The following is a 25566-nucleotide window of genomic DNA, read 5'->3' as shown; positions in this document are numbered from 1 at the left end:
TTTACAACCGGCAATCAGGCCGTCTGAATATTTTTCAGACGGCCTGAGACCTTTGTAAAACTATCAGATGTGGATGCAGTTCAAGGCGTAGCAGCACAGCGAGTGCAGACATATCATATAGATAGGCAAACGAGCGAGCAGCGCACAACGCAGAAATGCGCCGCAGATGAGAGTTTTGCAAAGGTCTCGGCCTGATGTATTTCATAGCTATAATCCTGCGGCATCTTTCATGCCGTCTGAAACATGAAATCCGACCCGCAACGAAGAGATCAAGTAAAATTGTTCTCTGCAATGTTGTAGGGTCGGAGCCGATTCTGTTGCTGTTTCAGCGGCTTACGCAATCGTTCTCTTTCAGCTAGGGCGCAGACGGGGGTTTGCACAGGTCTCTTGTAGTAAGATAACGCCCTTAATGCGTTTATCCTGATTGGTGTTTTGTGAATAAAAATCTCAACGTCCATTTGAAATTGTCGGGCATGGCCGCACTGTGGGGCGTATCGTGGGTATGGGGCAGGATTGTCGCCCAAAATCTGCCGCCCGTAAGTGCCAGCGCCATCCGCTTTATACTGGCAGGAACGGCTTTGGCGGCGGGGCTGCTCTGCATGGGCAAATTTCCCAAACTCAAAAACCTGTCGCGCAAACAATGGTTGGGGCTGACGGTTTCTGCTTTTTTCGGCGTGTATGCCTATGCGGTGTGTTTTTTAACCGGCCTGAAACACATGCCCGCCGGTGAAGCGGCGGTGATTATTTCTTTGAATCCCGTGCTGATTTTGCTGCTTTCGCGGCTGATTTTTAAAGAAAAAATTACCTTACGCATCGGCACGGGCATGGCGATGGCGTTTTTTGGTTCGTTAATCTGCATCACACGCGGCAATCCGCTGATGCTGTTCCAGCAGCAGCTGGGTTTGGGGCAGATGCTGATTTTGGGCTGCGTGTTGTGTTGGGCGTGCTATACCATCGTGGGGCGGTTCGTGCTTAAGGGCATTGATGCCTTAACGGTTACGCTGGCAACGGCGTGGATAGGCGGAATGATGCTCGCGGTTACGGCATTGTTGGCGGAGCGGCAGTCGTTTGATTGGGTGTGGCAGACTGCGGATACGGTGTGGTTGAGTTTGATTGCGCTGGCCATCGGCTCGACGGCTCTGGCTTATGTGTGGTTTTTTGAAGGCGTGAAGGCATTGGGTTCGGGCACGGCCGGGGCTTATATCACGCTGGTGCCGGTGTTCGGCGTTCTGTCGTCGGTGGCCTTTTTGGGCGAACCGCTGCATTTTTCGCTGGTATCCGGCGGGATTTTAGCAGTGTGCGGCATGTTGGTGATGTATTTGGGTAAGCGTTAGGTCAAACTGCTTAGTCGGCCAACTCAAAGATAATATGCGTCATACTCGGGCTTGCCCCGAGTATCTCTTAAATTTGCTGAAACTCAAGATACTCGGGGCAAGCCCGAGTATGACGGTTTTGTAATTAAACTTAAGTGGGTTGACTATATCTTTAAAAAGCCAAGAGGCCGTCTGAAATTTTTCAGACGGCCTCTTGGCATTGAAATACCTGCGATTATTCCTGAATCGGGTCTTCAACCATGTTTACCGGTTCGTAAGTAATCTGCGGCAGCAAGGTATCGAGCATCAGGCCGGAGGCGTTGAGTGTCGGGTAGCCGCTGAAAGTTACCGAATAGCCGCCGTTGGATTCGCCGCGGATTTGGGCGTGTGCACCCAGCGGGAAGGTGGCTTTGTTGGTGATGTGGCCGAACGGGAAGCCGGTCAGCACGGGCACTTTGGTGATGCGGCTGACGTTGTTGACCACCGATGTGAAGTCGTAGCTGCTGTCGTACACGTCGCGGATGGTGCCCATGCGGAAATCGCCGAACACGATGGCCTGCTGTTTCGACAATACGCCTGCCAAATGCAGGGTTTGCAACATGCGCTCGATGCGGTAGGGTTGTTCGCCGACGTCTTCCAAAAAGAGGATGCCGCCTTGAATATCGGGCATGTAGGGGCTGCCCGCCAGCGAAGCGAGTACGCTGAGGTTGCCGCCCCACAATGTGCCTTCGGCGTTGAATTGCCTGCGTTGGATGGCGTGCACGCTGATGGTGTTTTGGGCGTTGGTCACACCGCGGATAAACGAATCCATCGTATAAACGCTCGGTTCGGGTTTGCCGAATTCGCTATATACCATCGGCCCGGCGAAACTGGGCATATTACCTTTGGCCAGCAGGGCAAGTTGCACGGCGCACACGTCGCTGAACCCGAAAAACAACGTGCCGCGTTCGCGCATTTTGGCGCCCAAACGGGCAAAGTCGATGTGCGGCAGAATCCGCACGGCACCGTAACCGCCGCGCAGACCCATCAACACTTTCGGCGCGGCGGCTTTGCCGAGTGCGACATCTTGAAAATCGGCGATGCGTTCGCCGTCGGTACCGGCGAAGCGTTGGTAGCGGCGGAAGCCCGCCTGCTGGTTGGTTACGGTGAATCCGGCGTTATACAGGCGGGTCAGGCCGGTTTCGGTGCGGCTTGCGTTTTCGGCAAAACCGGATGGGGCGACAACACGCAATACGTTGTCGCCGCTGCGGGCGGGATAGGTACGTTTCGGTTGCACGGGCTTGGCCTGCTGGGTGGATTGTGAACTGGGGTGGGTGGTGCCGCCGCTGCCGCAGGCGGTGAGGATGCCTGCTCCGGCCGCGGCGGCGGATGCTTTGATGAAACTGCGTCGTGAAGGCTGCCAGGTCATGAAAATTCCTTGTAATGGTCGGGCGTGGTGCCGGTATGTGTTGGTGCGGATTGTAAAACGGTGCTTATTTCTGCACAACCGCGGGGGTTTGGTGTTGAGGCCGTCTGAAAGCGAGCTTCGCTAAAAACCGGTTTTCACACCATTGAAGCGTGCAGCAGCTTTTTAACCTGCGCCGTCCAATCTTCCGGCAAATCCAGAGTGCCCGCCCGTTGCGGCGCAGCCCAAATGGGTGCTGGGAACTGAGCGTCGTCGTTGAAACGGGCGATCACATGCCAATGCAGGTGCGGCACAACATTGCCCAAGCTGGCGAGATTGATTTTGGCGGGCTGGAACACTTGGCGCATGGCGGCTTCAACGCGGTACACGGCTTCCATCAGCTCGTGCCGTTCTTCGGGCTTGAGGTCGGTCATTTCGGCCACATGTGCGTTCCAAATCACGCGGCAAAAGGCGGGGGCGTGTGTTTCGTTGTGAACGGCAATCACGCGCAAGGTGTCGTTTTGCCATAACACGTCTTCGTTTTCGGGGTGGCACAGCGGGCAAGTAGTGTTCATGGAGTGGCTTTCTTGGGTATGTAAACCTGCAAATATGTGCGGCCGTCTGAAACGGTTTCAGACGGCCTTTATGTTTTACATCAACACGATATCGTATTGCTCTTGGGTATAGGCGGTTTCAACGGCCAGCGAAATGGGCTTGCCGATAAAATCGATCAACATGGCGAGCGATTGCGATTCTTCGTCTAAGAATAAGTCGATCACATTGGGCGCAGCGAGAATGCGGAAGCTCTTGGCATCGTAGCGGCGGGCTTCGCGCACGATTTCGCGCTGGATTTCGTAGCACACGGTTTGCGGTGTTTTCAGACGGCCTCTGCCCTGACACGACGGGCATGGCTCGCACAATACATGGCTGAGGTTTTCGCGGGTGCGTTTGCGGGTCAGCTCGACCAAGCCGAGGCTGGTAAAGCCGTTGAGGGTTACGCGGGTGCGGTCGAAACTCAAGGCTTTGGCCAGCTCTTGCAACACGGCTTCGCGGTGGGCATCGTGCGCCATGTCGATAAAGTCGATGATGATGATGCCGCCGAGATTGCGCAAACGCAGCTCGCGGGCGATGGTGTGGCAGGCTTCGAGATTGGTGCGGAAAATGGTTTCGTCGAAGTTGCGCGCGCCGACAAAGCCGCCGGTGTTCACGTCGATGGTGGTCATCGCTTCGGTGGCTTCGATAATCAGATAGCTGCCGAAATTGAGGTTGACGCGCGGTTGCAGGGCGCGGTTGATTTCCTGCTCGATATTGTGGGTTTCAAACAGCGGCCGGTCGCCTTTAAACAAGGTAATTTTGTCGGTTGCGCCTTGTACATACAGCTCGGCAAATTGGCGCATACGCTGGTAGTTTTCGGTGGAATCGACCAAAATCTCGCGCGTGTTTTCGCTAAACATATCGCGCAGCACGCGCAGGCTTAAGGGCAAGTCTTGATAAAGCAGGGTTTCCGGCGGGCGGGTTTTGGCCTGATGCTGAATGTTTTCCCACACTTTGGTCAGGTAGTCGATATCGGCCTGCAATTCGGCATCGGTGGCGTTTTCCGCGCTGGTGCGGATGATATAGCCCTGCCCCTCCCCGTTGTCCGGCAACAGGTTTTCCAAACGGCTGCGCAAAGTGTTGCGCTCGTCTTCATCTTCGATACGCTGCGAGATGCCGATGTGGTCTTCCTGCGGCAGATGCACGAGAAAACGCCCCGCCAGAGAAATCTGCGTGGAAAGGCGCGCGCCTTTGGTGTTGATGGGGTCTTTAATCACCTGCACCAGCACCGACTGCCCTTCAAACAGCATATGCTCGATGCGCTGGGTTTCGTCGGGATTGCGGCGCTGTTCCAACACATCGACAATGTGCAGAAACGCGGCACGCTCAAGGCCGATGTCGATAAACGCGCTCTGCATGCCGGGCAGCACGCGGCGCACCACGCCGAGATAAATATTGCCGACCAAGCCGTGGCCGCTGTTGCGCTCGATATGCAGCTCGCAAATATTGTTTTCTTCAAGAATGGCCACGCGCGTTTCCTGCGGCGTGATGTTGACGAGCACGGTTTCGGGCGGGCGCACCGTGTCTTTGGGCAAGGGAATACCGTTTAACATAAGTCGCTCTTTAAATATAAAAATACTTTTGCAATCGGCCTTGCTCGTAAAGCCGGTTGCAAAAGTGTTTTCCTACGCCCCGAATGATACGCTAAACGCATGCTTTAATAAACCTTGCCCCTATCCGCAAGCTCACGGCACACAAACACAAGCCTGATGATTCGCCACGGCTTGAAGAGATTTAAAAAGTAGCAGGCCGTCTGAATAAAATGTTTCAGACGGCCTGCTTAACGGTGCAGCCTTATCAATCCAAATCGGCTTTGTATTCGATAACGCCTTGGCGGTTACGCTCGATAGACACATCCAATGCCTGATCGCGGCGTTTGAATTTCAAATCGGCGTCATCATTTTTGATATCCGATTCCACCACTTCAAACCCGTGCCGGCGGGCATGCTCGCGCACCCGTTCCACCAAGTGCGCCACACTGGTGTTACCCGCATCGATGCGGAATTCGGCTTCATAACCGCCGTCGCTTTGGGCATCTGCCTTTACCACTTTCGCACCGCGCGGCTGAAAAATCTCACCCGGCAGCCCGGCCGCTGCCGCACCGGCGGAAAAAAGTGCCATAATGCCCGTTATCAAAAGCGTTTTCGACTGTTTCATCATTACACCTTCATTCATATTACATGTTGATTCCATTGAAATTGCGCACAATATAACCACCAACCCCGCCTGCATCAAGCCGATAAACTTTGTTTTACGCCCATACGTCATTCGGCTGCTTTATGCTTACACTTTATTTCATAAATAGCATGAATATGACGGGAACTTTAGCCAACAATCCCGTTAAAGGCCGTCTGAAAAGCGGTTCAGACGGCATCAAGTCTATTGCCGTGTCGCTCCAATATATAATTGCCAAGCAAAATAAAATGCCAACCGATCGGTTGGCATTTTATTCAAATGTACAACATGAATAAGACAAAGCAAACAATTAACGTTGACCGCCAAAGCCTATTTCAACGTCTTGCTGCTCAATCCCTTGTTCACTGTCACCCGGTATAACAAAATCTGCAACACCAACAATCTCTTCGGCTTTAGGACCGAAAATACCTAAGGCATATTCACCCTTACCCAATTTCTCAGACACGGCTGTGCCTTCGATTTCTCCACCGTTCTTGAGAACCGGATGCTCTTCTGTGATCTGTTTGATAGATGCTTGATTCAGCTTGATATCACCGAATTGCTCCATGCCGGTAATGCTGCCGCTGCCCACTCTTTTCTCGAAGTCAATCGTATATTGCAGCGTACCTTCGGCTTTTTCATCGAACGCTTTACCGTTGTAGGTATAAACACCTTCTGTCGGAAGCATTTTGAACGGAGTAACATCACCTTGAATTGCATACCCATTATCAAAACTGAATGTATTTTCGTTTTCAGTATCTTCAGGTGAAGCCTGATTGAATTTCTTCTTCACAAAAGTGCCGGTCAATACTGAATAATGCTGTTTGTATAAACGCAAATTACCTTCGATTGCTGCTTGCTGACTCGGTAAACCTTCAATCGTTTGCGAGATAGATTCTTTGAAAGGCAGTGTGTTTAAGCCAAGTTGTAATGACGAAATGTCTATTTTGTCTTGACTACGGTAGGTTTTGCCGTTTAACTGAATCTGATAATTGCTGGCAATGATTTTCCCATTAATAATCGGTTTACCGTTAATCGTTTCAACAATCGTACCAATTTCTTCGTTTTCAAGGTTGGGAACGACCAAAAACGGATAACCGTTTGAAGACTGTTGTGAAGAAGGGGCATTTTCTTCCTGCTTTTTATCTTCCTGTTTTGTATCTTCTTGTTTCGTATCTTCTTGTTTTGTATCTTCTTGTTTATTGATGGGATCTAGCATTCCAGCAGCGTTAGGTGTACTTTGTGCCGAGGGAGCATTATTGCCACTGCTGCCGCAAGCTGCCAATAGTAAAGCAGAGAATGCACACATGAAGAGAGAAGTTTTTTTCATGACTTTCCTTTTTAATATTGTTTAATATTGCACTTTAAAAACCCGAATAATTTTAACACGAATTAAAATAAACTGTACTTTATAAATATAAATTTACACATTTATTGATCAATTTAAACCTTTAAGAAAAAATATGCCACTTTCTCGCTCCTTTCCCCCCTACACCGGCCGCTTTGCCCCCAGCCCTACCGGTTTGCTGCATATTGGTTCGCTGCTGACCGCCCTTGCCTCGTATGCCGATGCCAAGGCACACGGCGGGCGGTGGTTGGTTCGCATGGAAGACCTTGATCCGCCGCGCGAAATGGCCGGAGCGGCCGACGATATTCTGCGCACGCTGGAGGCATTCGGTTTCGAGTGGGACGGCGAAGTGGTTTACCAGAGCCGCCGCTATGAGCTGTATGAAGAGGCATTAGGCCGTCTGAAAAAACAAAGGTTGGTGTATCCCTGCTATTGCAGCCGTAAAGACTGGCAGGCCGCGGCGCGGATGGGGGCGGACGGTTTTGTGTATAACGGACGCTGCGGCCAAGCGGATTACAGGCCGTCTGAAAAAGATTTGGCAAAAACACCCGCGTGGCGGTTGCGTGTGCCCGATGAAAACATAGGCTTTGACGATGAAATTGTCGGGCATTACACCCAAAATCTGGCGTGTGATATCGGCGATTTCGTGTTGTTGCGGGCCGATGGCTTTTGGGCGTATCAGTTGGCGGTGGTGGCAGACGATGCCGAGCAAGGCATCACGCATATTGTGCGCGGGCAGGATCTGCTGGTGTCCACACCGCGGCAGATTTGGCTGCAACGCTGCTTGGGCGCGGATACGCCGCACTATGCGCATTTGCCTTTATTGGTGAACAGGCAGGGGCAGAAATGGTCGAAACAAACGCTTGCCCCGGCATTGGATGTGAGCCGGAAAGAAAAACTGCTCAGGCAGGTTATGTCTTATCTCAACCTGCCTGCCGCGCCGGAAGTGGAGAGGCCGTCTGAATTATTGGCCTGGACGGTGCAGCATTGGGATATGAACAAAGTGCCGAAAACGGCTGTGTGCACGGAAACGGATTAAACGGCTCAGCCGCCCGTATGTATCGTGCCGTTTTCTTTTTTGCGTTTGAAGTATTCGCGCATCGAGCCGCTGCTGCCCACAGGCGTATCCTGCTCGAACTGCCAGATAACTTTGCTGCCGCCGCCGATGGCATGCGAACCGCGAAAACCGACATAGCTGCCCAAATCTTCAACGGCAGTGCGGGTATTGTTGCCGCCTGTGGCTATTTTGGTTTGCGACACACTCACTCCGCTGCGGATATTGCCGTATAGTTGGATGTCGGCGGATACGGTGATTGGAACGAGTGCTATCAGAGTGAACAGAATTTTCATATTTGTCGTCAAACTTTCTTTTGTTAAATATCTAGTGTAATACAATATTTTTAATCTTCTTAATATTTTCCATTCTTTATCGGATGCAAGGGCACGATGATGCGCAAAACTTTAACCGAAATCCGTCAAGAAATTGACCGACTGGATACAGAGCTTATTAAATTGCTGGCCCAAAGGCAAAAATGGGTAGAACAGGCAGGCAGCATCAAACCACATAATGATGCTCAAGCTGTGGCCGCGCCCGAACGTGTTGCCCAAGTTATTCATGCACGACGCGAACAAGCCGCAGCAGCAGGATTGTCGCCCGATGTTGCAGAAGCCGTTTGGCGCGCCATGATAGATGCTTTCATCAATTTAGAACTCAAAGTCAATCAAGCGTGAGTTTTCATCAGCCTGTAGCTTACGGATACGGATAGCCGTCTCTTTAATGAATGATGTAAGCTGCACAGGCCGTCTGAAAAAAGGAGACCCATCCATGCATACCGTGAGAGTTGCCGCCGTTCAAATGGTGTCGGGTATTGACCCCGAGGCCAATATCCAAACCATGCAACGTCTGGTTGCCAAAGCCGCCGCCGCAGGTGCTGCGTGGGTATTGTTGCCCGAATACTGGCCGTTGATGGGCAAAAACGATACCGACAAGCTCGCGTTTGCCGAAACTTTGGGCGCGGGAACGTTTCAGACGGCCTTAAGCGAAGCGGCCAAACAAAACGGCGTCGTTCTCTTCGGCGGAACCATACCCTTACAAAGCCCGGACGCTAATAAAGTGTTGAACACCATGACGGTGTACAACCGCAGCGGAGAATGTGTCGGCGCCTACAATAAAATACATTTGTTCGGCTACTCAGGCTTGGGCGAACGCTATTCCGAAGCCGACACCATAACAGCCGGGCAGGAAGTTCCTCGTTTTGCAGCCGACGGCATCAGCTTGGCCGCAGGCGTGTGCTACGACTTGCGCTTCCCCGAGTTTTTCCGCGCCCAGCTGCCCTTCGACGTACTCTTACTTCCCGCCGCTTTCACCTACACCACCGGCAAAGCCCATTGGGAACTGCTCCTCCGCGCCCGCGCCGTAGAAAACCAATGCTATGTCATTGCTTCGGCACAAGGCGGCGTACACGAAAGCGGCAGACGCACATACGGCCACAGCATGATTATCGACCCGTGGGGCGAAGTGCTGGACGTACTACCAGAGGGCGAAGGCATGGTGATCGCCGAACTCGACGCCGCACGGCTCAACAGCGTCCGCACACGCCTGCCCGCCTTAAGCCACCGCTGTTTATAGCTTGAGACCTTTGCCCCCATCTGCGGCGCATTTCTGCATTGTGCGTTTATGCCCTAAGGGTACTGCCCGCTCGTTTGCCTATCGTGTGGATATGTCTGCCCCCGCTGCACTGCTACGCCTTGAACTGCATCCACATCTGAGGGTTTGCAAAGGTTTCAGCCCGATATTTCAGCAAACCCATAACTCAACAACGTGCCAAACGGTTTAGTACCGGTGCACGTTGTTTTACCGTCTGCCTATTGATTTAAAACAGCCTGGCAAACAAGGTTAAACATCCATTCCGTCTTTTTATCCATACATAGCTTCCATATCTACATCTACTTCATTAACCATATCGAGCCGTAAAGTGTGAAACATCATCAAACCTAAGAAAAAATATAGATAAAATTATTTCGTTTTTATGCAAATAACATTTAAATTTCACATCAACAACTATGCCTAAAAGCCTACACAAACCTCGACAAATCCCGTCATAAATCAAAAAAAGTGTAAAAAATGCAACAGTTTTTCACACCTTTTTAGAAAGAGAAAAATCCTCCAAATCACAAAATATTCATTATTCATAAATAAATGAATTGAATATTTCCTATATTAAATTCAGCCAAAGCCCACGAAATTTTATGCCATCTTATTAAATAATTTAAATTTAATCATATAAATTTAAATTTGTTTAAATATTGAAAAGAAACATTAAAAATTTAATGTAAAAATGTAAAGATAATAACCTATAAAGTACTTTTATTTAATATAACACAAGTTAATTTAAATATTTGATTAGGATATTTGCAAGAGAAAGGAAAGTTTTGATTGTCAGAATTTACTTTAGTCAAATGCAGTTAAGCTTTATTATGGGGATAAAGAAACGGATAAGAGTAAGCAATGAAATTGGACGGTTCTGTTTGGGTTTCATTAATTTTTGTTTTAACTGTATCGGGAGCGGTTATGCATACCTATGCAAAACCGCTTGAATGGCCGGAGTTAAGAGTTGGTTGAAGGCTTAAACGATACTCTTTAGTTTGGGAGATAACCATGAACCATAAAAATGTTCACACCAATGTAAAACCCCGTTTGCTGGCAACTTCTATTGCTGTCGGCCTGATGGCTTTTGCTTCCGGTGCACAAGCCAGCATTCCGTATTTTGCCGTGAATACCAATGGTGTCGTACGCGGTAACCATAAAAGCGAAGGTGCTACCAGTGACAACGCTATCGCTATCGGCCCGAACGCATCTTCTAGCGGTTTAGGTTCTACTGCAATCGGTACAGGAACAACTGCCAGCGGCGGTAGTGCTATCAGCGTAGGTAGCTATTCTGCTGCATCCGGTGTATCTGCGATTGCCGTTGGTGAGCACACTCAAGCAACCGGCTATGGTGACAGCTCTTTCGGTCGTAAATCAAAAGCAACTGGCGGCAACAGCACCGCTCTCGGTTCGACTGCTACTGCATCAGGTAATAATGCTACCGGCGTGGGTGCTTTCTCTCAAGCAACCGGCGATCGCTCTTTTGCTGCGGGCGGCAGTGCAAAATCTAGCGGTATCAGTTCTGTTGCTGTAGGTTCTTTTGCTAACGGTTCAGGCAAAGTAGCAACCGCTATCGGCGCATCATCGATAGCCAGTGGCGATACTTCTATTGCTATGGGTAACTGGGCTCAGGCCACAGAAACCAATGCTGCTGCTATCGGTCAAAGTGCTAAAGCAACTGCCGTCAACAGCGTTGCCTTCGGTAAAAGTGCTACCGCCAGCCAAACACAAGCCATTGCCATCGGCGCTGCTTCTCAGGCCAGCGGTGCCAATTCAGCCGCAATGGGTTCTCGTGCCCGTGCAACTGCACAGGACGGCGTAGCGTTGGGTAACAATGCTGTTGCAAGCCTTTCTAACTCAGTAGCTTTGGGTGCTAACTCTGTAACTTCAGCCTATGTTGACACCAATTCTGCTACGGTAGGCGGCCTGACTTACGGCGGCTTTGCCGGTAACGCTCCTGTGGGTACAGTAGGTGTAGGTTCTGTAGGTGCCGAGCGTACTATCAGCCATGTAGCTGCTGGCCGCATTACTCCGACCAGCACTGATGCGATCAACGGTAGCCAACTGTACAGCCTGTCTGAAAAAGTTAACCAAAACGCCGGCAACATTACCAACATCAACAACCAAATCACCAACATCAACAACAAAGTTGGCGACATGGATAAAGACCTGCGTGCGGGTATCGCCGGTGCCACTGCTATCGGCTTCCTGCAACGTCCGAACGAAGCCGGTAAGAGCTTGGTATCTGCCGCTGTGGGCGGTTACAAAAACCAACAGGCTTTGGCTTTGGGCTATGCGCACAACTCTGACAACAACAAGTGGTCTACCAAGTTCGGTGTGGGTGTGAACACCCGTAAAGACGTGAACTGGGGCGCCAGCTTGGGTTACCAGTGGTAATGACCTGCGGGGCCGTCTGAAACGGGCGGCCTGTTTAAGCTAAAGAACGAATCGAATCAAAGAATGATCGAAAGGAAATCATAATGAAACTGTCTGCATTGATTTTACCTCTGGCAGCTGCTCTGACACTGGCAGCTTGCGGCAACCTGAGCAAAGTAAGCAAAGACGGCATGACCGACAACCCGGTATGGCCGAACCCTGAAAAAACCACTTTCCGCCACAGCGGTTCGCAACACGGCTCTTGGCCCAACTGGGATAACGTGCGCCAAATCGAAGCCGGTATGAATAAAGACCAGATCTACAACCTGATCGGCCGCCCGCACTTCAACGAAGGCCAATACTTCGTGCGCGAGTGGGACTACCTGTTCAACTACCGCGAAGACGGCCAACACAAAACTTGCCAATACAAAATCTTGTTTGACAAGAAGATGAACGCTCAAAGCTTCTTCTGGCTGCCGGAAGGCTGCGGCCCGAAAGCCAAAGCACCCGAAGTAGTTCGCGAAGTGATCATCCGCGAAGTGGAAACTTCTCCGAAGCGCATCCGCCAATAATTTGCGATGAAAACTGTTGCAGTTATTGCCGCCGTGCTGCTCGGCCTGAGCGTTCATGCTCAGGCGGGCAGCACGCCGCATTTGAAGCGTAAAGCGGTGGTGCATACCGACAGGGCGGAATTGTGTTTGGAAAACAACCGCTGCTACCCTGTGTTAATCGGTAAAACCACACCCAAGGGTACGTTCGACCTGAATATCGTCAAAACCAACTGGCGCGGCTATGGCGGCGATGTGATGAAATTCAAGGAAGAAGGCGACTTTATGTTCGCCGTTCACCGCGTGTGGACGCTCAAACCCGAAGAGCGGCGTTTGGAAAGAATCGCTTCTTCGCGAGTAAAAGACCGTATCATGACCAACGGCTGCATCAATGTAACCGATGATGTTTACGAAAAACTCAAAGCCTATTTCGTGCTCGAAGTATTGTAATGCTTGAGAACAAGGCAACCATATCAAAAGGCCGTCTGAAATATTTCAGACGGCCTTTGTTTTCTTACCGCATTGTGCGTATCAACGCTCGAAGTGCAGGAACTGCATGTGCCGTTCGTATTGGTTCAGAATGTCGATAATAATCTGCTCTTTGGTGTAGCCGACGATATCGTAATCCTGACTGCCTTCGCTCAAAAACACCTCGGCGCGATAATATTTATCCTGTTCGCTTCTGGGCGCGATATTACCGGCCTGACCGAGTGCAAACACGGGTTTGATGGCTTCTATCAGCCGCACTTCATAAAGAAAATCCACTTCTTCGCCGTGCAGCACTTCCAGCTTGAATACATGTTTTTCTTTATCTTCCGTAAGCTTGGTTTCAATGCCTTTTTCCTGTAACTCGTGCGCCACTTCGAGCATGGCCGGTTGCAGCGTTTTGATCATAAAGCGCAAAGCGGTTTTCGCACTGGGAAAATCAACCAAACGGCTCAAGCGGTTGCGCCAGTTGCGGCCGTCGTCGAGCACCATCGCTTTGTCGATTTGCGTGGCTTTGCGTTTATTGCCTTCTTGGCGCAGACAGATCCACATCGAAATCATATACACCACCAACACCAGAGAGAACGGCAACCCTGCCACCACCGACACCGATTGCAGCGAGCTGAAACCGCCGGCAAACAGCAGGCCGAGCGTAATCAGACCGGTGGCCGCCGCCCAGAACAAACGCAGCCAAATCGGCGCGTCGGCACCCGAAGCCAGATTGCGCGAACTCAGATTTGCCAACACCAGCGCGCCCGAATCGGCCGAAGTCACAAAGAAAATCAGCCCGATAATCACCGCCAGAAACGACCACAGCGAAGCGAGCGGATAATGTTCAAACAGTGCAAACATGCCCATTGCCGGGTTTTCCAACGCGGTTTTGCCCAACTCGACCGCGCCGTTGCCCACCAATTCGATCGCGCTGTTGCCGAAAATCGAGAACCACGCAAAGATAAAGCCGAGCGGGATAAACATCACGCCGAACACAAATTCGCGCAGGGTGCGGCCGCGCGAAATGCGGGCGATAAACAGGCCGACAAACGGCGCCCACGCCACCCACCACGCCCAGAAGAAAATCGTCCAAGCCGATTTCCATTCCGCGCCTTTCTCGCCCGTGTAGGCATACACTTGAAAGGTTTTGCCAAGCAGGGTTTGGAAATAATCGCCGATGTTTTCGGTGAGCGCGTTCAGCAGAAAAACCGAAGAACCCATTACCAGCAGCGCAATCAGCAAAAAGGTTGCGCCCAGCATATTGATTTCAGACAACCGCCGCACGCCGCGCTCCACGCCCGACATGGCCGACAGCCCCGCCACCACCACCACCGAAATGATAATGGCCGCCTGAACAAACTGGCTGGCGGGAATACCGAACACATGGCTCAAACCCGCATTCGCCTGCAATACGCCGATACCCAAACTGGTGGCGATACCCAACAGCGTACACACCACGCCGAAGGTATCCACCGTATTGCCCAGCCAGCCGTCGGTGCGTTTTTGGCCGAACACCGGCACCAATGCGCTGCGCAGAGCCAGCGGCATGTCTTTACGGTAGGCGAAATACGCCAAAGCCATACCGATTAAGGCATAGATGCCCCAACCGTGCAGCCCCCAATGCAGAAAGGTTTGCGACAAGGCCGCACGCGCCGCTTCGGGTGTGCCGCCTTCGCCGGTATTGGGCGTGAGATAGTGCGCCAGCGGTTCGGACGCGCCGAAAAACAGCAAATCAATGCCGATGCCCGCCGAAAACAACATCGCCGCCCACGCCAAAAAAGGGAAATCGGGTTTGTCTTGATCTTTGCCCAGCTTGATGTCGCCGTAGCGGGAAAAGCCGACAAACAGCGAAAAAATCGAATATGCCGCCACCACCAGCATGTAATACCAGCCGAAATGGTCGGATACCCAGCGCAGCGAGTTGCCGAGCACGTTTTCGCCGATTTCAGGAAACAGAATGGTAAACAGAATCAGGGCGATAGAAATCACCGAAGCGGCGGTGAAAACGGTTTTGTTCACCGCCAGCTTGGGCGCGTCTGCCGCCGTGGAATTGGGTGCACTGTGCATGTATCCTCCTTTTTATGGTTTTTATGTTTTCAGACGGCCTCTCACACCGGTCTGCTTGCTATTAAATAAAGGCCGTCTGAATCCTCGACTCGCTGAAATCGAAAATATTCGGGCTGATTGCTTATCCGACCGATAAGGCCGTCTGAAAACACGATTCAGACGGCCTCAACCAGCCCTTACGCCCTGCGCTTCGGTTCGCCGCGTATCGGCGCGCCGTCGGCCACATAATAATCCGCTGTCGATTTCGGCAACGGCTGGCGGCCGCGGATTTTGTCGGCGATTTTCTCTGCCAACATAATCGTTGTGGCGTTCAGATTGCCCGTGATGATGTTCGGCATAATCGACGCATCGACCACGCGGAGGCCGTCGATACCGTGCACGCGGCCTTCGCCGTCCACCACCGCATCGTTGCCCTCGCCCATCGCGCAGGTGCACGAAGGGTGGTAGGCCGTTTCGGCGTGTTGGCGCACATATTCGTCGAGCTGCTCGTCGGTTTGTATGCTTTCAGACGGCGTGATCACCGCGCCGCGATAGCGGTCGAGCGCGGGCTGGTTCATAATTTCGCGCGTGATGCGGATGGCGGCGCGGAACTCTTCCCAATCCTGTTCGTGGCTCATGTAGTTGAACAGAATGCTCGGATGCTCGGCCGGATTGCGCGATTTCAGCTTGATGCGGCCGCGGCTGGGCGAACGCATCGAGCCGACATGCGCCTGAAAACTGTGCGACTTGCTGGCGTTGCGGCCGTCGTAGCGCACGGCAATCGGCAGAAAGTGATATTGGATATTCGGCCACTCGAATTTTTCATGCGAACGGATAAAGCCGCCGCCTTCAAAATGATTGGTCGCACCCAAGCCCGTACCCAACAACAGCCATTCCGCACCGATGGCAGGCTTGTTCCACCAATTCGTTGCCGGCGCAATCGACACCGGCTCTTTGCACTCATACTGCATGTAAAGCTCGAGATGGTCTTGCAGATTGTTGCCCACGCCCGGCAAATCCAACACCTCGCTCACACCCGCCTCACGCAGCCATTCGCCCGGGCCGACGCCGCTGCGTTGCAGAATCTGCGGCGACGCAATCGCCCCAGCGCACAGCAGCACTTCGCGGCGCACTTCGATGCTGTGTATTTGGTTTTGATGGTTAAAGCGCACACCGCGCGCACGTTTGCCGTCAAACAGAATCGTGTCGGTGAGTGCGCCGGTGAGAATCGTGAGCCGCTCACGGTGTTTCGCCATATCCAGATAACCGCGTGCGGTAGAAGCACGGCGGCCGCGCGGCGTCACAAACCTGTCCATCGGGCCGAAGCCTTCCTGCTGATAGCCGTTCAAATCGTCGGTGCGCGGATAGCCCGCATCCACGCCTGCCTGAATCATGGCCTCAAACAGCGGGTTCACATTCGGTTTGGCAGTAGTTACATGAATCGGGCCGCTGCCGCCGTGGTAATCGTTTTCGCCCGCATCGCGGTGTTCGGCCTTTTTGAAATAAGGCAGGCAGTCGAGATACGTCCAGTCTTCCAAACCGGGGATTTTCGCCCAATGATCGAAATCGAGCGCATTGCCGCGGATATAGCACATGCCGTTAATCAGCGAAGAACCGCCCAAACCCTTGCCGCGCCCGCAATCCATACGGCGGTTGTTCATAAACGGCTCAGGGTCGGTTTTGTAGCCCCAGTTATAAGTCAAACCTTGCAGCGGCATCGCCAGCGCAGCGGGCATCTGCGTGCGGAAATCCAAACGGTAGTCGGGCAGGCCGGCTTCGAGCAGCAGCACCGATACGTTTTCGTCTTCCGTCAGCCGCGCCGCCAACACATTGCCCGCACTGCCCGCGCCGATGATGATGTAGTCGTAAGTGGATTTTAGGGTCATGGGTTTCCTTTTTAGTGTGTGGTTTTCAGACGGCCTCAACATTTAGGCCGTCTGAAAAGTCGATATAGTCAATCAGCAACTTTTACTGCGATGTAGTTGCGTTTCTGCTCCGATAGCAAGATTGTGTGTAAACCGCCAAAGCGGTAACGGAATCGGTTCATGCTGCTTATACGGCACAACCGCCGCTTTCAATCAAAAAGTAGTTGAGTCGCCATGTTTTGTATGCTTGGTTTGAGAGGCAAAATAACAAAACGTTCGTCTAAAACCTTCACTCAAAATTATTGTTCTTTACATACTCGTCATTTTTCGTAAAAGAATTTAATTTACCGAAACCTAATGACAGTTTTGCGCTCACTAATCATCTAACCAATTTATTAAATAACCTCAAAAAACTTTGGATAAATAAATCTAATAAATCAGTAAATTATCACATTGTTATTTAATAAATTTAATCATCATAACTCTTCTCTGCTAAAGATATTTCCCTAATGAGCAAAGAACTAAAATACCGCGCCGATATAGATGGTTTACGCGCTATTGCCGTATTGGCAGTCATTGTTTTTCATATCAATAACCAGTGGATGCCGAGCGGTTATTTAGGTGTCGATATTTTTTTCGTTTTATCCGGTTATCTGATTACCAAAATCATCAGCAAAGAAATGCTGCGCGGCAGCTTTTCTTTTATTGATTTTTACAAACGGCGAGCAAAACGCATTTTGCCGGTATTTATTTTCGTGCTTTTGTGTACCACGATTGCCGCTGCCGTTTTTTTCCTCCCCGCCGACTTCAAGCAATACCTTAAATCTACGGTCGCCTCGCTGATGTTTGCCGCCAACCTGTTTTTTGCACGGCGCGGCGGTTATTTCGAGGTTTCATCTGCTGAAAGACCTTTGCAGCACATTTGGTCTTTATCGTTGGAAGAGCAGTTTTACTTTGTGTTTCCCGTTTTATTGTTGGGCTTTTACCGTTTCAGACCCAACAGCAACGGGCGCAATTTTATTATTCTGCTAATCTCGCTCAGCCTCCTCTCCGCTTTCTTGCCCACTTTCGGCATGGATGCTTACTTCCTGCCTCATGTACGCGCTTACGAATTGCTGATCGGGTCGCTGTTTGCTTTTATCCCCTCTTTAACAAAGCGCATACCCAATATACTCAATTGGGCTATGTTGGCCGTCGTTGCCGCCATGCTCTTTCTTCCCGGCGGTTTATTACCCGGAGGCGGCTACATCGAACGCCTGCTCTGCTGCTTTGCCGTCGGTTTACTGATTTTCTCCGGTGCCCAAGCGCAAACCCAACACGGTTTTAATGCGTCAAAACTGCTTTGCCATCGTGCCCTTGTCGGTATCGGCTTAATCTCATATTCGCTGTATCTGTGGCACTGGGTGGTACTTTCAATCATGCGCTATGTATATATGGACTACGATTTGCCGGTCGGAGCCATTATTTGTGCCGTGATCGCAACGTTTGTGCTGTCTGTGCTTTCGTACAAGCTGGTGGAATCTCCCGCCCGCCATATCAAAAACTTTACCGACAAAAAATTCACTCTGAGCATGGCCGCCTATTTCGCCCTACTCGCACCGATAGCCGCCTATCTCTTTACTACAAAACCGACACAGTTTGAAAATGAATTTGATTTGGCCGTCAGCAGTAAAATCTGTGCGGACGATATTCACAAAACCGATTGCGCCGTAGGTTTTAAAACCGGCAGGCCGTCTGAAATTATCGTTATCGGCGATTCCCATGCCGCCCACTTTGAAGAATTTTTCGACAAAGTCGGCCAACATGAAAAATGGTCTGCCGATATCGTTTCCTCCAACAGTTGCGCCGCCGTATTCAATTTCCGCCTGCCCGCCGACGACCGCCGCGCAGAACGCTGCAACGAATACACCGACCACATTGCAAACCGTGTGAAAGACTATCCCAACGTGTTCATTGCCGGCCGCTGGTTTTTACATTACGACAAACCGGATTATCTGCAATATTTCGAACAAACCCTGCAAACCCTGCTCAAAGACGGCAAGAAAGTTTACGTATTTGCCGATACGCCCATGTCGCCCCAAATTCCGTTGCGCCGCTACTATCTGAAACAACGCCTCGGATTAGACGTCGACTATGTTTCAGAGAGAAAAAAGGCCGAAGTCAAACGCTCGGCAGAAGCCGACAAATTGATCGAAGATATCGTTAAAAAATATCCCGAAGTTAAATGGGTCGATGTAAGCGCTTATATCCCAGAAGACAAAACCATCAACGGCCTGCCGATTTACCGCGACAATGATCACCTAAACCCCTATGGCTCGCGCAAACTGGCAGAAATGTATATCCGCGACCGGCAGACTTTGCTGCAATAAGCCGCCATCCGAGTCTGCATCAGGCTTAGAGGCCGTCTGAAAAGATGATATGAGTGTGGATTATTTAGAAAGCTAATCCAAACATTCGACATGAATGTCATACATATGCTTTTGCGCCTGTGCCAACAGGCTATCCCATTCTTCAGACGGCATCACGTCATAGCCCAGACGGGCTAAAGCCCGATCGAGCGTGTCCTGTAAAGCCCATACAGCGCGCCGTTCTTCTTCCGTCCATGTTTCGTATTCACGCAGGGCGGAAAGTCTGTCTGAAAGCGTTTGACACAGCATCAGCACATGGCCGAGGCTGAGTTCGACGTTTACTGTGTGCTGCATGGAATGGTCGGGCTTCATGGGTAATCCTTTGGGATGAAAGGCCGTCTGAAAAATAAGGAATCGGGTTTTCAACCGGCCTGAATCAAACCGTTTTTCAGACGGCCTCAAAACACCGATTGATAATCCCCCAGCTCCACCAGCACCGATTTGGTTTGTGTGTAGTGCATCAGCGTTTGGACGCCGTTTTCGCGGCCGATGCCGGATTGTTTGTAGCCGCCCACGGGCATTTGCGCGGGCGATTCGCCCCAGGCGTTGATCCAGCAGATGCCTGCCTGAAGCCGGCCGATGATGCGGTGGGCGCGTTTTACGTCGGGCGTCACCACGCCTGCGGCCAAGCCGTATTCGGTGTTGTTGGCGCGCACGATCACTTCTTCTTCGGTGGTGTAGGCCAAAATGCTCATCACGGGGCCGAAGATTTCTTCGCGGGTAATGGTCATGTCGTCGGTGCAGTCGGTGAACACGGTGGGTGCAACGTAGGCGCCGTTTGCCATGCCGTTTTCTTTCAGACGGCCTCCGCCCGCTAAAAGACGCGCGCCTTCCGCTTTGCCTTTTTCGATATAGCCCAACACTTTTTCCATGTGCGGAAAGCTTGCCAGCGGGCCGAAGTTCACGTTTTGGTCGAGCGGGTCACCGGCGCGGATGCGGGCTACGCGTTCCAGCACTTTGGCTTCAAACGCTTCTTTTTTGTTTACCGGCACAAACACGCGCGTGCCGTTGGTGCAGACTTGGCCGGAGCTGTAAAAATTGGCCATCAGGGCGATGTCGGCAGCGAGGTTTAAATCGGCATCGTCGCAGATAATCAGCGGTGATTTGCCGCCCAACTCCATCGTCACTTCTTTCAGGGAAGACGCGGCGGCCTGCGACATCACTTTTTTACCCGTCGCCACGCCGCCGGTAAACGATACTTTGGCAATCTGCGGGTGGTTGCTCAAAGCCTCGCCCACGCGCCAATCGCCTTGAACGACGTTGAACACGCCGTCGGGCAGTCCGGCTTCGGTGAAAATTTCCGCCAGTTTCAGCGCGCCGGCGGGCGTAACTTCGCTGGGTTTGAAAATCATGGCGTTACCCGCCGCCAAAGCAGGCGCGGCTTTCCACATGGCAATCTGAATCGGATAGTTCCACGCGCCGATGCCGGCCACCACGCCCAACGGCTCTTGGCGGGTGTAGGCAAATGCGGTGTCGCGCAGGGGAATTTGGCGGCCTTCGACAGTCTGCGCCAAACCTGCATAATATTCAATCACATCCGCGCCGGTAACGATATCGACATACAGGGTTTCAGACAGGGGTTTGCCGGTATCCAAGGTTTCGATGCGTGCCAACTCGTCGTTGCGTTCGCGCAGAATGGCAACGGCTTTGAGCAGGATGCGGCTGCGTTCCACAGCAGTCATCGCCGCCCAAACTTTTTGTCCTGCTATGGCCGTCTGAACGGCGGTTTCGATTTCGGATGCGCTGCTTTGCTGAACGGTAGATAAAACTTCTCCGTTGGCGGGATTGATGTTGCTGAATGTTTCGGCTTGGGAATCGGCGGGAACATAAGCGCCGTTGATGTATGCGGTGAGTGTTTGCATGTGAACCTCTTTCGTCTTAAACGGTTCAGGCGGCCTGCCCGAACGTATCGCACGAATCGGCAGTCAGGTTCTAGGCTCTGCAAACAGTATTGAAAAGCGGCTAACTGCCGTATATTGTGCGTAAAAGTGAATATTTTTACCTTATTGAAGCGAATTTCATTTTTACCATAACATATTTTCATAGCTGTGTCATGGCAAAGCCCCAAGCCTGAAAGCCGTTTTTTCAGACGGCCTTACCGCACCTGCGCGTAAATACACCGCGCCAACCGGCAACGGCGGGGGCAAAATATGTTATAAAGGCATTTTCAAACCTACAAACTTGGAGCAACACGATGGAACTCGTATTTATCCGCCACGGGCAAAGCGAATGGAACGCCAAAAACCTGTTTACCGGCTGGCGCGACGTGAAACTGAGCGAGCAGGGTTTGGCAGAAGCCGCCGCCGCCGGGCAAAAACTCAAAGAAAAAGGCTATCAGTTCGACATCGCCTTCACTTCCGTATTAACCCGTGCCATCAAAACCTGCAACATCGTGCTGGAAGAATCCGACCAACTGTGGGTTCCCCAAATCAAAACATGGCGTTTGAACGAACGCCACTACGGCCAACTTCAAGGTTTGGATAAAAAACAAACCGCCGAAAAATACGGCGACGACCAAGTGCACATCTGGCGCCGCAGCTACGACACCCTGCCGCCGCTGCTCGACCCCGCCGACGAGTTTTCCGCCCACAACGACCGCCGCTACGCCCACCTGCCCGACGATGTGGTGCCCGACGGCGAAAACCTGAAAGTTACCCTCCAACGCGTACTGCCCTTCTGGCACGACCAAATCGCCCCCGCCATTTTAAGCGGCAAACGCGTATTGGTAGCTGCCCACGGCAACAGCCTGCGTGCCTTGGTAAAACACATCGAAGGCATTTCCGACGACGACATCATGGGTGTGGAAATCCCCACCGGCCAACCGTTGGTTTATAAATTGGACGAAAATTTGAAAGTTGTGGATAAATTCTATCTGTAACCCCGCTTTCATCATCAACATGCTTCGAGGCCGTCTGAAAAATATTCAGACGGCCTCTTCACATTAAATCCATTCATACAGCCATGCAAATAACTCGTTTGCGCCTTGCCCGAAAAAGCTTCAAGATACGACCATCCGAATAAGCATCCGCAATTGATTTAACAACAGGAGTTGAACATGAACACATTTCATCTATCCGGCTACCCGCGCATCGGTGCGAAGCGCGAGCTGAAATTTGCCGTAGAAGCCTTTTGGAAAAGCGCGAAAAGCGAAGCCGAGTTGCAAGAAGTTGCCGCCGAAATCCGCCGTCTGAACTGGGCCACCCAAAAAGCCGCCGGTGCCGATTTGCTGCCCGTAGGCGATTTTTCTTTTTACGACCACGTTTTAGACCTGCTCTGCACTTTGGGCGCGATTCCCAAACGTTTCGGTTTCGACGCGGCCAACCTGAGCCTGCCCGAATACTTCCAACTGGCGCGCGGTAACGCCACCCAATTTGCGATGGAAATGACCAAGTGGTTCGACACCAACTACCACTACATCGTACCCGAATGGCACGCCGACACCGAATTTAAAGTCAACGCCAAAAACCTGATTGCCCAAATCAAAGAAGCCAAAGCACAAGGCCACGACATCAAGCCCACGCTGGTCGGCCCCGTTACCCTGCTGTGGTTGGGCAAAGCCAAAGACGACAACTTCAAACGCATCAGCCTGCTGCCCAAGCTGCTGTCCGCTTACGCACAACTGCTGCGCGAACTGGCCGCCGAAGGCGTAGATTGGATTCAGATCGACGAGCCGATTCTCTCTGCCGACGCCGATGCCAACTGGATCAAAGCCGTTGAAACCGCTTACAAAGAATTTGCCAACACCGGCGTGCGCATCATCATCGGCACCTACTTCGCCTCTGCCGCCGAACACCTCAACCTGCTCAAAGCCCTGCCCGTTCACGGCGTACACATCGACTGCGTGCGCGCACCCGAGCAACTCTCCGTGTTTGCCGACGCATGGCCGGAAAACAAAGTATTGTCTGTCGGCCTGATTGACGGCCGCAACGTATGGCGCGCCAACCTCTCCAAAGTGATCGACACTTTGGAGCCGGTAAAAGCCAAGCTGGGCAACAACTTGTGGATCGCCCCTTCCTGCTCGCTGCTGCACAGCCCGCAAGACTTGGCTGTGGAAGAAAAACTGGACGGCGAAATCAAATCTTGGATGGCGTTTGCCGCACAAAAACTGGTTGAGCTGGGCGTAGTCAAACAAGCCTTGGCACACGGCAAAGACAGCGTAAAAGAAGCCATTGCCGCTTCCGATGCCGCCGCTGCCGACCGCGCCACCAACAAAAAAATCCACAACGATGCCGTAAAAGCACGCGTCGCCAACCTGCCCAAAGGTGCCGATCAACGCAAATCACCGTTTGCCGAACGCATCAAAGCACAACAGGCTTGGATGAACCTGCCCGTGTTGCCGACCACCACCATCGGCTCGTTCCCGCAAACCACCGAAATCCGCCAAGCGCGCGCCGCCTTCAAAAAAGGCGAACTCTCCGCTGCCGATTACGATGCCGCGATGAAAAAAGAAATCGCCTACTGCGTGGAAGTACAGGAAAAACTGGAACTCGACGTGCCCGTACACGGCGAAGCCGAGCGTAACGACATGGTGGAATACTTCGGCGAACAACTGGCCGGCTACTGCTTCACCCAATTCGGCTGGGTACAAAGCTACGGCTCGCGCTGCGTAAAACCGCCCATCATCTTCGGCGACGTATCGCGCCCCGAACCGATGACCGTTTACTGGTCTGCCTACGCGCAAACCCTGACCAAACGCCCGATGAAAGGCATGCTCACCGGCCCCGTAACCATGTACAAATGGTCGTTCGTGCGCGACGACATTCCGTTGAGCGAAGTCGCCAAGCAAATCGCCTTGGCCTTGAACGACGAAGTGTTGGATTTGGAAAAAGCCGGCATCAAAGTGATTCAGATCGACGAACCGGCCATCCGCGAAGCCATGCCGCTGAAAAAAGCCCAATGGGACGAATTTTTGGCTTGGGCGTGCGAAGCCTTCCGTTTGAGCAGCACCGGCGCGGAAGACAGCACCCAAATCCACACCCACATGTGCTATTCGGAGTTTAACGACATCCTGCCCGCCATCGCCTCTATGGATGCCGACGTAATCACCATCGAAACATCACGTTCCGACATGGAATTGCTCACCGCCTTCGGCGATTTCAAATACCCGAACGACATCGGCCCCGGTGTGTACGACATCCACAGCCCGCGCGTACCGACTGCCGCCGAAGTGGAAAAACTGCTGCGCAAAGCCATGGAAGTAGTGCCAGTCGAGCGCTTGTGGGTCAACCCCGACTGCGGCCTGAAAACCCGCGGCTGGAAAGAAACCATCGAGCAGCTTGAAGTAATGATGGAAGTAACCAAAAAACTGCGTAGCGAGTTAGCTGCCAAATAAAGCCAAGTCTGTGAAATAGAGAAGTGAGGCCGTCTGAAAAAGTTTTCAGACGGCCTTTTTGATTAAGTTGGGCATTTGAAAAATAGAGCTTGTGAAACAAATGATCCCGAAACAGGACGTGATGTTAAAGCAGTAAGATTACTGACTGTCGATTAATTTCCAACACAAAAAGGCCGTCTGAAACAGCAAACATTTCAGACAGCCTGAATTTTCTCTAAAAATCAGCAATGCACCAACGTGCCTTCGTCTTCGCCGGCAATCACACGCTTCAATGCGCCGTCTTTGGCAATACCGAATACAACAATATTCAGCTTCTGCTCACGGCACAGGGCGAAAGCGGTGGCGTCCATCACGCGCAGGTTTTTATTGATGGCTTCGTCGAAAGTAATGGTTTGATAGCGGGTGGCCGACGGGTCTTTTTTAGGATCTGCGGTGTAAACGCCGTCAACATTAGTGGCTTTGAGCATGATGTCGCAGTTCATTTCCGCACCGCGCAATGAGGCGGCTGTGTCGGTGGTAAAGAAAGGGTTGCCTGTGCCGGCGGCGAAAATCACGACTTTGCCCTCTTCCAAATATTGGATGGCTTTGGGGCGGGCGTAGGTTTCGGCAATCTGCTGCATGCTCAAGGCGGATTGTACGCGGGCTTTGATGCCCAATGATTCGAAAGCATCTTTCAAGGCCAGCGCGTTCATCACGGTAGCCATCATGCCCATATAGTCGGCGGTGGCGCGATCCATGCCTTGAGCTTGGGTGGCGACACCGCGGAAGATATTACCGCCGCCAATCACCACGGCAACCTGCACGCCCATATCCACGACTTCTTTCACTTGCCCGACAATCTGCATAATGGTGTCGCGGTTGATACCGAAAGCGTCTTTACCCATCAGGGCTTCGCCGGAAAGTTTTAATAAAACGCGTTTATATTTGGTTTGCTGTGTCATGGGATACCTTGCTTTCTTCGGGTTGCGGGGAGGCCGTCTGAAACCGTTTCAGACGGCCTTATGTTTTTGGAGAACGGATACTGCACTGATTGTAGTGCGTTTTTCAGGGCTT

General features: G+C 51.9%; 24 protein-coding genes and 1 pseudogene. 13 read left to right on the top strand and 12 right to left on the bottom strand.

The features are described from left to right. Positions 1–34: 34 nt before the first annotated feature. On the bottom strand, positions 35–205 hold the full coding sequence (locus CKV66_RS12450) for a lipoprotein signal peptidase (RefSeq protein ID WP_095197824.1): 171 nt from the start codon (positions 203–205) through the stop codon (positions 35–37). Positions 206–434: 229 nt separating this feature from the next. Here CKV66_RS12450 and CKV66_RS02655 point away from each other — a divergent pair, with 229 nt between their 5' ends. Further along, the gene (locus CKV66_RS02655) at positions 435–1334 is read left to right on the top strand and encodes a DMT family transporter (RefSeq protein ID WP_231990511.1); all 900 of its coding nucleotides are present in this window, start codon (positions 435–437) and stop codon (positions 1332–1334) included. Between the two features lie 214 nt (positions 1335–1548). On the opposite strand, the gene CKV66_RS02650 is transcribed toward CKV66_RS02655, so the two are convergent. Next, positions 1549–2721 carry an LD-carboxypeptidase gene (locus CKV66_RS02650; protein WP_085363737.1) on the bottom strand — a complete coding sequence of 391 codons (1173 nt, stop codon included), beginning with the start codon at positions 2719–2721 and terminating at the stop codon, positions 1549–1551. Between CKV66_RS02650 and CKV66_RS12730 the strand changes: the two genes are divergently transcribed. Beyond that, entirely contained in the window at positions 2720–2845 is a 126-nt protein-coding gene (locus CKV66_RS12730) for a hypothetical protein (protein WP_269457267.1), read from the top strand. The two genes, CKV66_RS02650 and CKV66_RS12730, sit on opposite strands and share 2 nt — an antisense overlap. Before the next feature lie 10 nt (positions 2846–2855). On the opposite strand, the gene CKV66_RS02645 is transcribed toward CKV66_RS12730, so the two are convergent. From CKV66_RS02645 to CKV66_RS02635, 3 genes are all read right to left on the bottom strand, one after another. Next, entirely contained in the window at positions 2856–3272 is a 417-nt protein-coding gene (locus CKV66_RS02645; protein WP_085363736.1) for an HIT family protein, read from the bottom strand. Positions 3273–3347: 75 nt separating this feature from the next. Next, positions 3348–4844, bottom strand: coding sequence for a ribonuclease G (gene rng / locus CKV66_RS02640; RefSeq protein WP_085363735.1), 1497 nt, complete (start codon positions 4842–4844; stop codon positions 3348–3350). A 244-nt stretch (positions 4845–5088) separates the two neighbouring features. Next, on the bottom strand, positions 5089–5448 hold the full coding sequence (locus tag CKV66_RS02635; protein ID WP_085356817.1) for a hypothetical protein: 360 nt from the start codon (positions 5446–5448) through the stop codon (positions 5089–5091). 155 nt (positions 5449–5603) lie between these two features. On the opposite strand from CKV66_RS02635, the gene CKV66_RS12105 reads away from it, so the two are divergent. Continuing rightward, positions 5604–5762, top strand: a complete 159-nt coding sequence (locus CKV66_RS12105) for a hypothetical protein (RefSeq protein WP_157739143.1) — start codon at positions 5604–5606, stop codon at positions 5760–5762. A 14-nt stretch (positions 5763–5776) separates the two neighbouring features. Here the strand turns inward: CKV66_RS12105 and CKV66_RS02630 are convergent, their stop codons facing one another. Continuing rightward, on the bottom strand, positions 5777–6796 hold the full coding sequence (locus tag CKV66_RS02630) for a factor H binding protein domain-containing protein (RefSeq protein WP_085363734.1): 1020 nt from the start codon (positions 6794–6796) through the stop codon (positions 5777–5779). A gap of 133 nt (positions 6797–6929) precedes the next feature. Here CKV66_RS02630 and gluQRS point away from each other — a divergent pair, with 133 nt between their 5' ends. Further along, complete coding sequence (gluQRS, locus tag CKV66_RS02625; RefSeq protein ID WP_085363733.1) at positions 6930–7853, top strand: tRNA glutamyl-Q(34) synthetase GluQRS; 924 nt, start codon at positions 6930–6932, stop codon at positions 7851–7853. Between the two features lie 5 nt (positions 7854–7858). Here gluQRS and CKV66_RS02620 read toward each other — a convergent pair whose 3' ends face one another. After that, positions 7859–8164: a porin gene (locus CKV66_RS02620; RefSeq protein ID WP_085363732.1), complete on the bottom strand. Its 306-nt coding sequence runs from the start codon at positions 8162–8164 to the stop codon at positions 7859–7861. Between the two features lie 96 nt (positions 8165–8260). Between CKV66_RS02620 and CKV66_RS02615 the strand changes: the two genes are divergently transcribed. The 6 genes and pseudogenes from CKV66_RS02615 to CKV66_RS02590 all read left to right on the top strand — a co-directional run bounded on the left by CKV66_RS02615 (position 8261) and on the right by CKV66_RS02590 (position 12835). After that, positions 8261–8545 carry a chorismate mutase gene (locus CKV66_RS02615; RefSeq protein WP_197697460.1) on the top strand — a complete coding sequence of 95 codons (285 nt, stop codon included), beginning with the start codon at positions 8261–8263 and terminating at the stop codon, positions 8543–8545. Positions 8546–8639: 94 nt separating this feature from the next. After that, a complete protein-coding gene (locus CKV66_RS02610; protein ID WP_085363730.1) occupies positions 8640–9443 on the top strand; it encodes a carbon-nitrogen hydrolase family protein in 804 nt (267 codons plus the stop codon). 20 nt (positions 9444–9463) lie between these two features. Beyond that, positions 9464–9651: pseudogene (locus CKV66_RS12445) on the top strand (lipoprotein signal peptidase). Positions 9652–10472: 821 nt separating this feature from the next. After that, positions 10473–11858 carry a YadA family autotransporter adhesin gene (locus CKV66_RS02600; RefSeq protein ID WP_085363729.1) on the top strand — a complete coding sequence of 462 codons (1386 nt, stop codon included), beginning with the start codon at positions 10473–10475 and terminating at the stop codon, positions 11856–11858. 83 nt (positions 11859–11941) lie between these two features. Further along, the gene (locus CKV66_RS02595; protein WP_054600049.1) at positions 11942–12409 is read left to right on the top strand and encodes an outer membrane protein assembly factor BamE; all 468 of its coding nucleotides are present in this window, start codon (positions 11942–11944) and stop codon (positions 12407–12409) included. A 6-nt stretch (positions 12410–12415) separates the two neighbouring features. Next, a complete protein-coding gene (locus tag CKV66_RS02590; protein ID WP_054600048.1) occupies positions 12416–12835 on the top strand; it encodes a hypothetical protein in 420 nt (139 codons plus the stop codon). A gap of 81 nt (positions 12836–12916) precedes the next feature. Here CKV66_RS02590 and betT read toward each other — a convergent pair whose 3' ends face one another. Beyond that, the gene (gene betT / locus CKV66_RS02585) at positions 12917–14929 is read right to left on the bottom strand and encodes a choline BCCT transporter BetT (RefSeq protein WP_085363728.1); all 2013 of its coding nucleotides are present in this window, start codon (positions 14927–14929) and stop codon (positions 12917–12919) included. 176 nt (positions 14930–15105) lie between these two features. Then, positions 15106–16794, bottom strand: coding sequence for a choline dehydrogenase (gene betA / locus CKV66_RS02580; RefSeq protein WP_085363727.1), 1689 nt, complete (start codon positions 16792–16794; stop codon positions 15106–15108). A 488-nt stretch (positions 16795–17282) separates the two neighbouring features. On the opposite strand from betA, the gene CKV66_RS02575 reads away from it, so the two are divergent. Next, positions 17283–19142: an acyltransferase family protein gene (locus tag CKV66_RS02575; protein WP_085363726.1), complete on the top strand. Its 1860-nt coding sequence runs from the start codon at positions 17283–17285 to the stop codon at positions 19140–19142. A 72-nt stretch (positions 19143–19214) separates the two neighbouring features. Here CKV66_RS02575 and CKV66_RS02570 read toward each other — a convergent pair whose 3' ends face one another. Both CKV66_RS02570 and betB read right to left on the bottom strand, forming a co-directional pair. Then, the gene (locus CKV66_RS02570; protein WP_085363725.1) at positions 19215–19493 is read right to left on the bottom strand and encodes a hypothetical protein; all 279 of its coding nucleotides are present in this window, start codon (positions 19491–19493) and stop codon (positions 19215–19217) included. Between the two features lie 86 nt (positions 19494–19579). Further along, entirely contained in the window at positions 19580–21043 is a 1464-nt protein-coding gene (gene betB / locus CKV66_RS02565) for a betaine-aldehyde dehydrogenase (RefSeq protein WP_085363724.1), read from the bottom strand. A 332-nt stretch (positions 21044–21375) separates the two neighbouring features. Here betB and CKV66_RS02560 point away from each other — a divergent pair, with 332 nt between their 5' ends. Together CKV66_RS02560 and metE are read left to right on the top strand one after the other, a co-directional pair. Then, positions 21376–22059, top strand: a complete 684-nt coding sequence (locus tag CKV66_RS02560) for a 2,3-diphosphoglycerate-dependent phosphoglycerate mutase (RefSeq protein ID WP_054600044.1) — start codon at positions 21376–21378, stop codon at positions 22057–22059. A gap of 177 nt (positions 22060–22236) precedes the next feature. Further along, positions 22237–24513: a 5-methyltetrahydropteroyltriglutamate--homocysteine S-methyltransferase gene (metE, locus tag CKV66_RS02555; protein ID WP_095197823.1), complete on the top strand. Its 2277-nt coding sequence runs from the start codon at positions 22237–22239 to the stop codon at positions 24511–24513. A gap of 221 nt (positions 24514–24734) precedes the next feature. Here metE and pyrH read toward each other — a convergent pair whose 3' ends face one another. Beyond that, positions 24735–25454, bottom strand: a complete 720-nt coding sequence (pyrH, locus tag CKV66_RS02550; RefSeq protein WP_054600429.1) for a UMP kinase — start codon at positions 25452–25454, stop codon at positions 24735–24737. Positions 25455–25566 lie beyond the last annotated feature (112 nt).

This window comes from Neisseria zoodegmatis, assembly GCF_900187305.1.
In the GTDB taxonomy this organism is placed as follows: Bacteria; Pseudomonadota; Gammaproteobacteria; order Burkholderiales; family Neisseriaceae; genus Neisseria; species Neisseria zoodegmatis.
The sequence above is the reverse complement of the archived record's forward strand: the minus strand, read 5'-3'. Positions and strand labels throughout refer to the sequence as shown.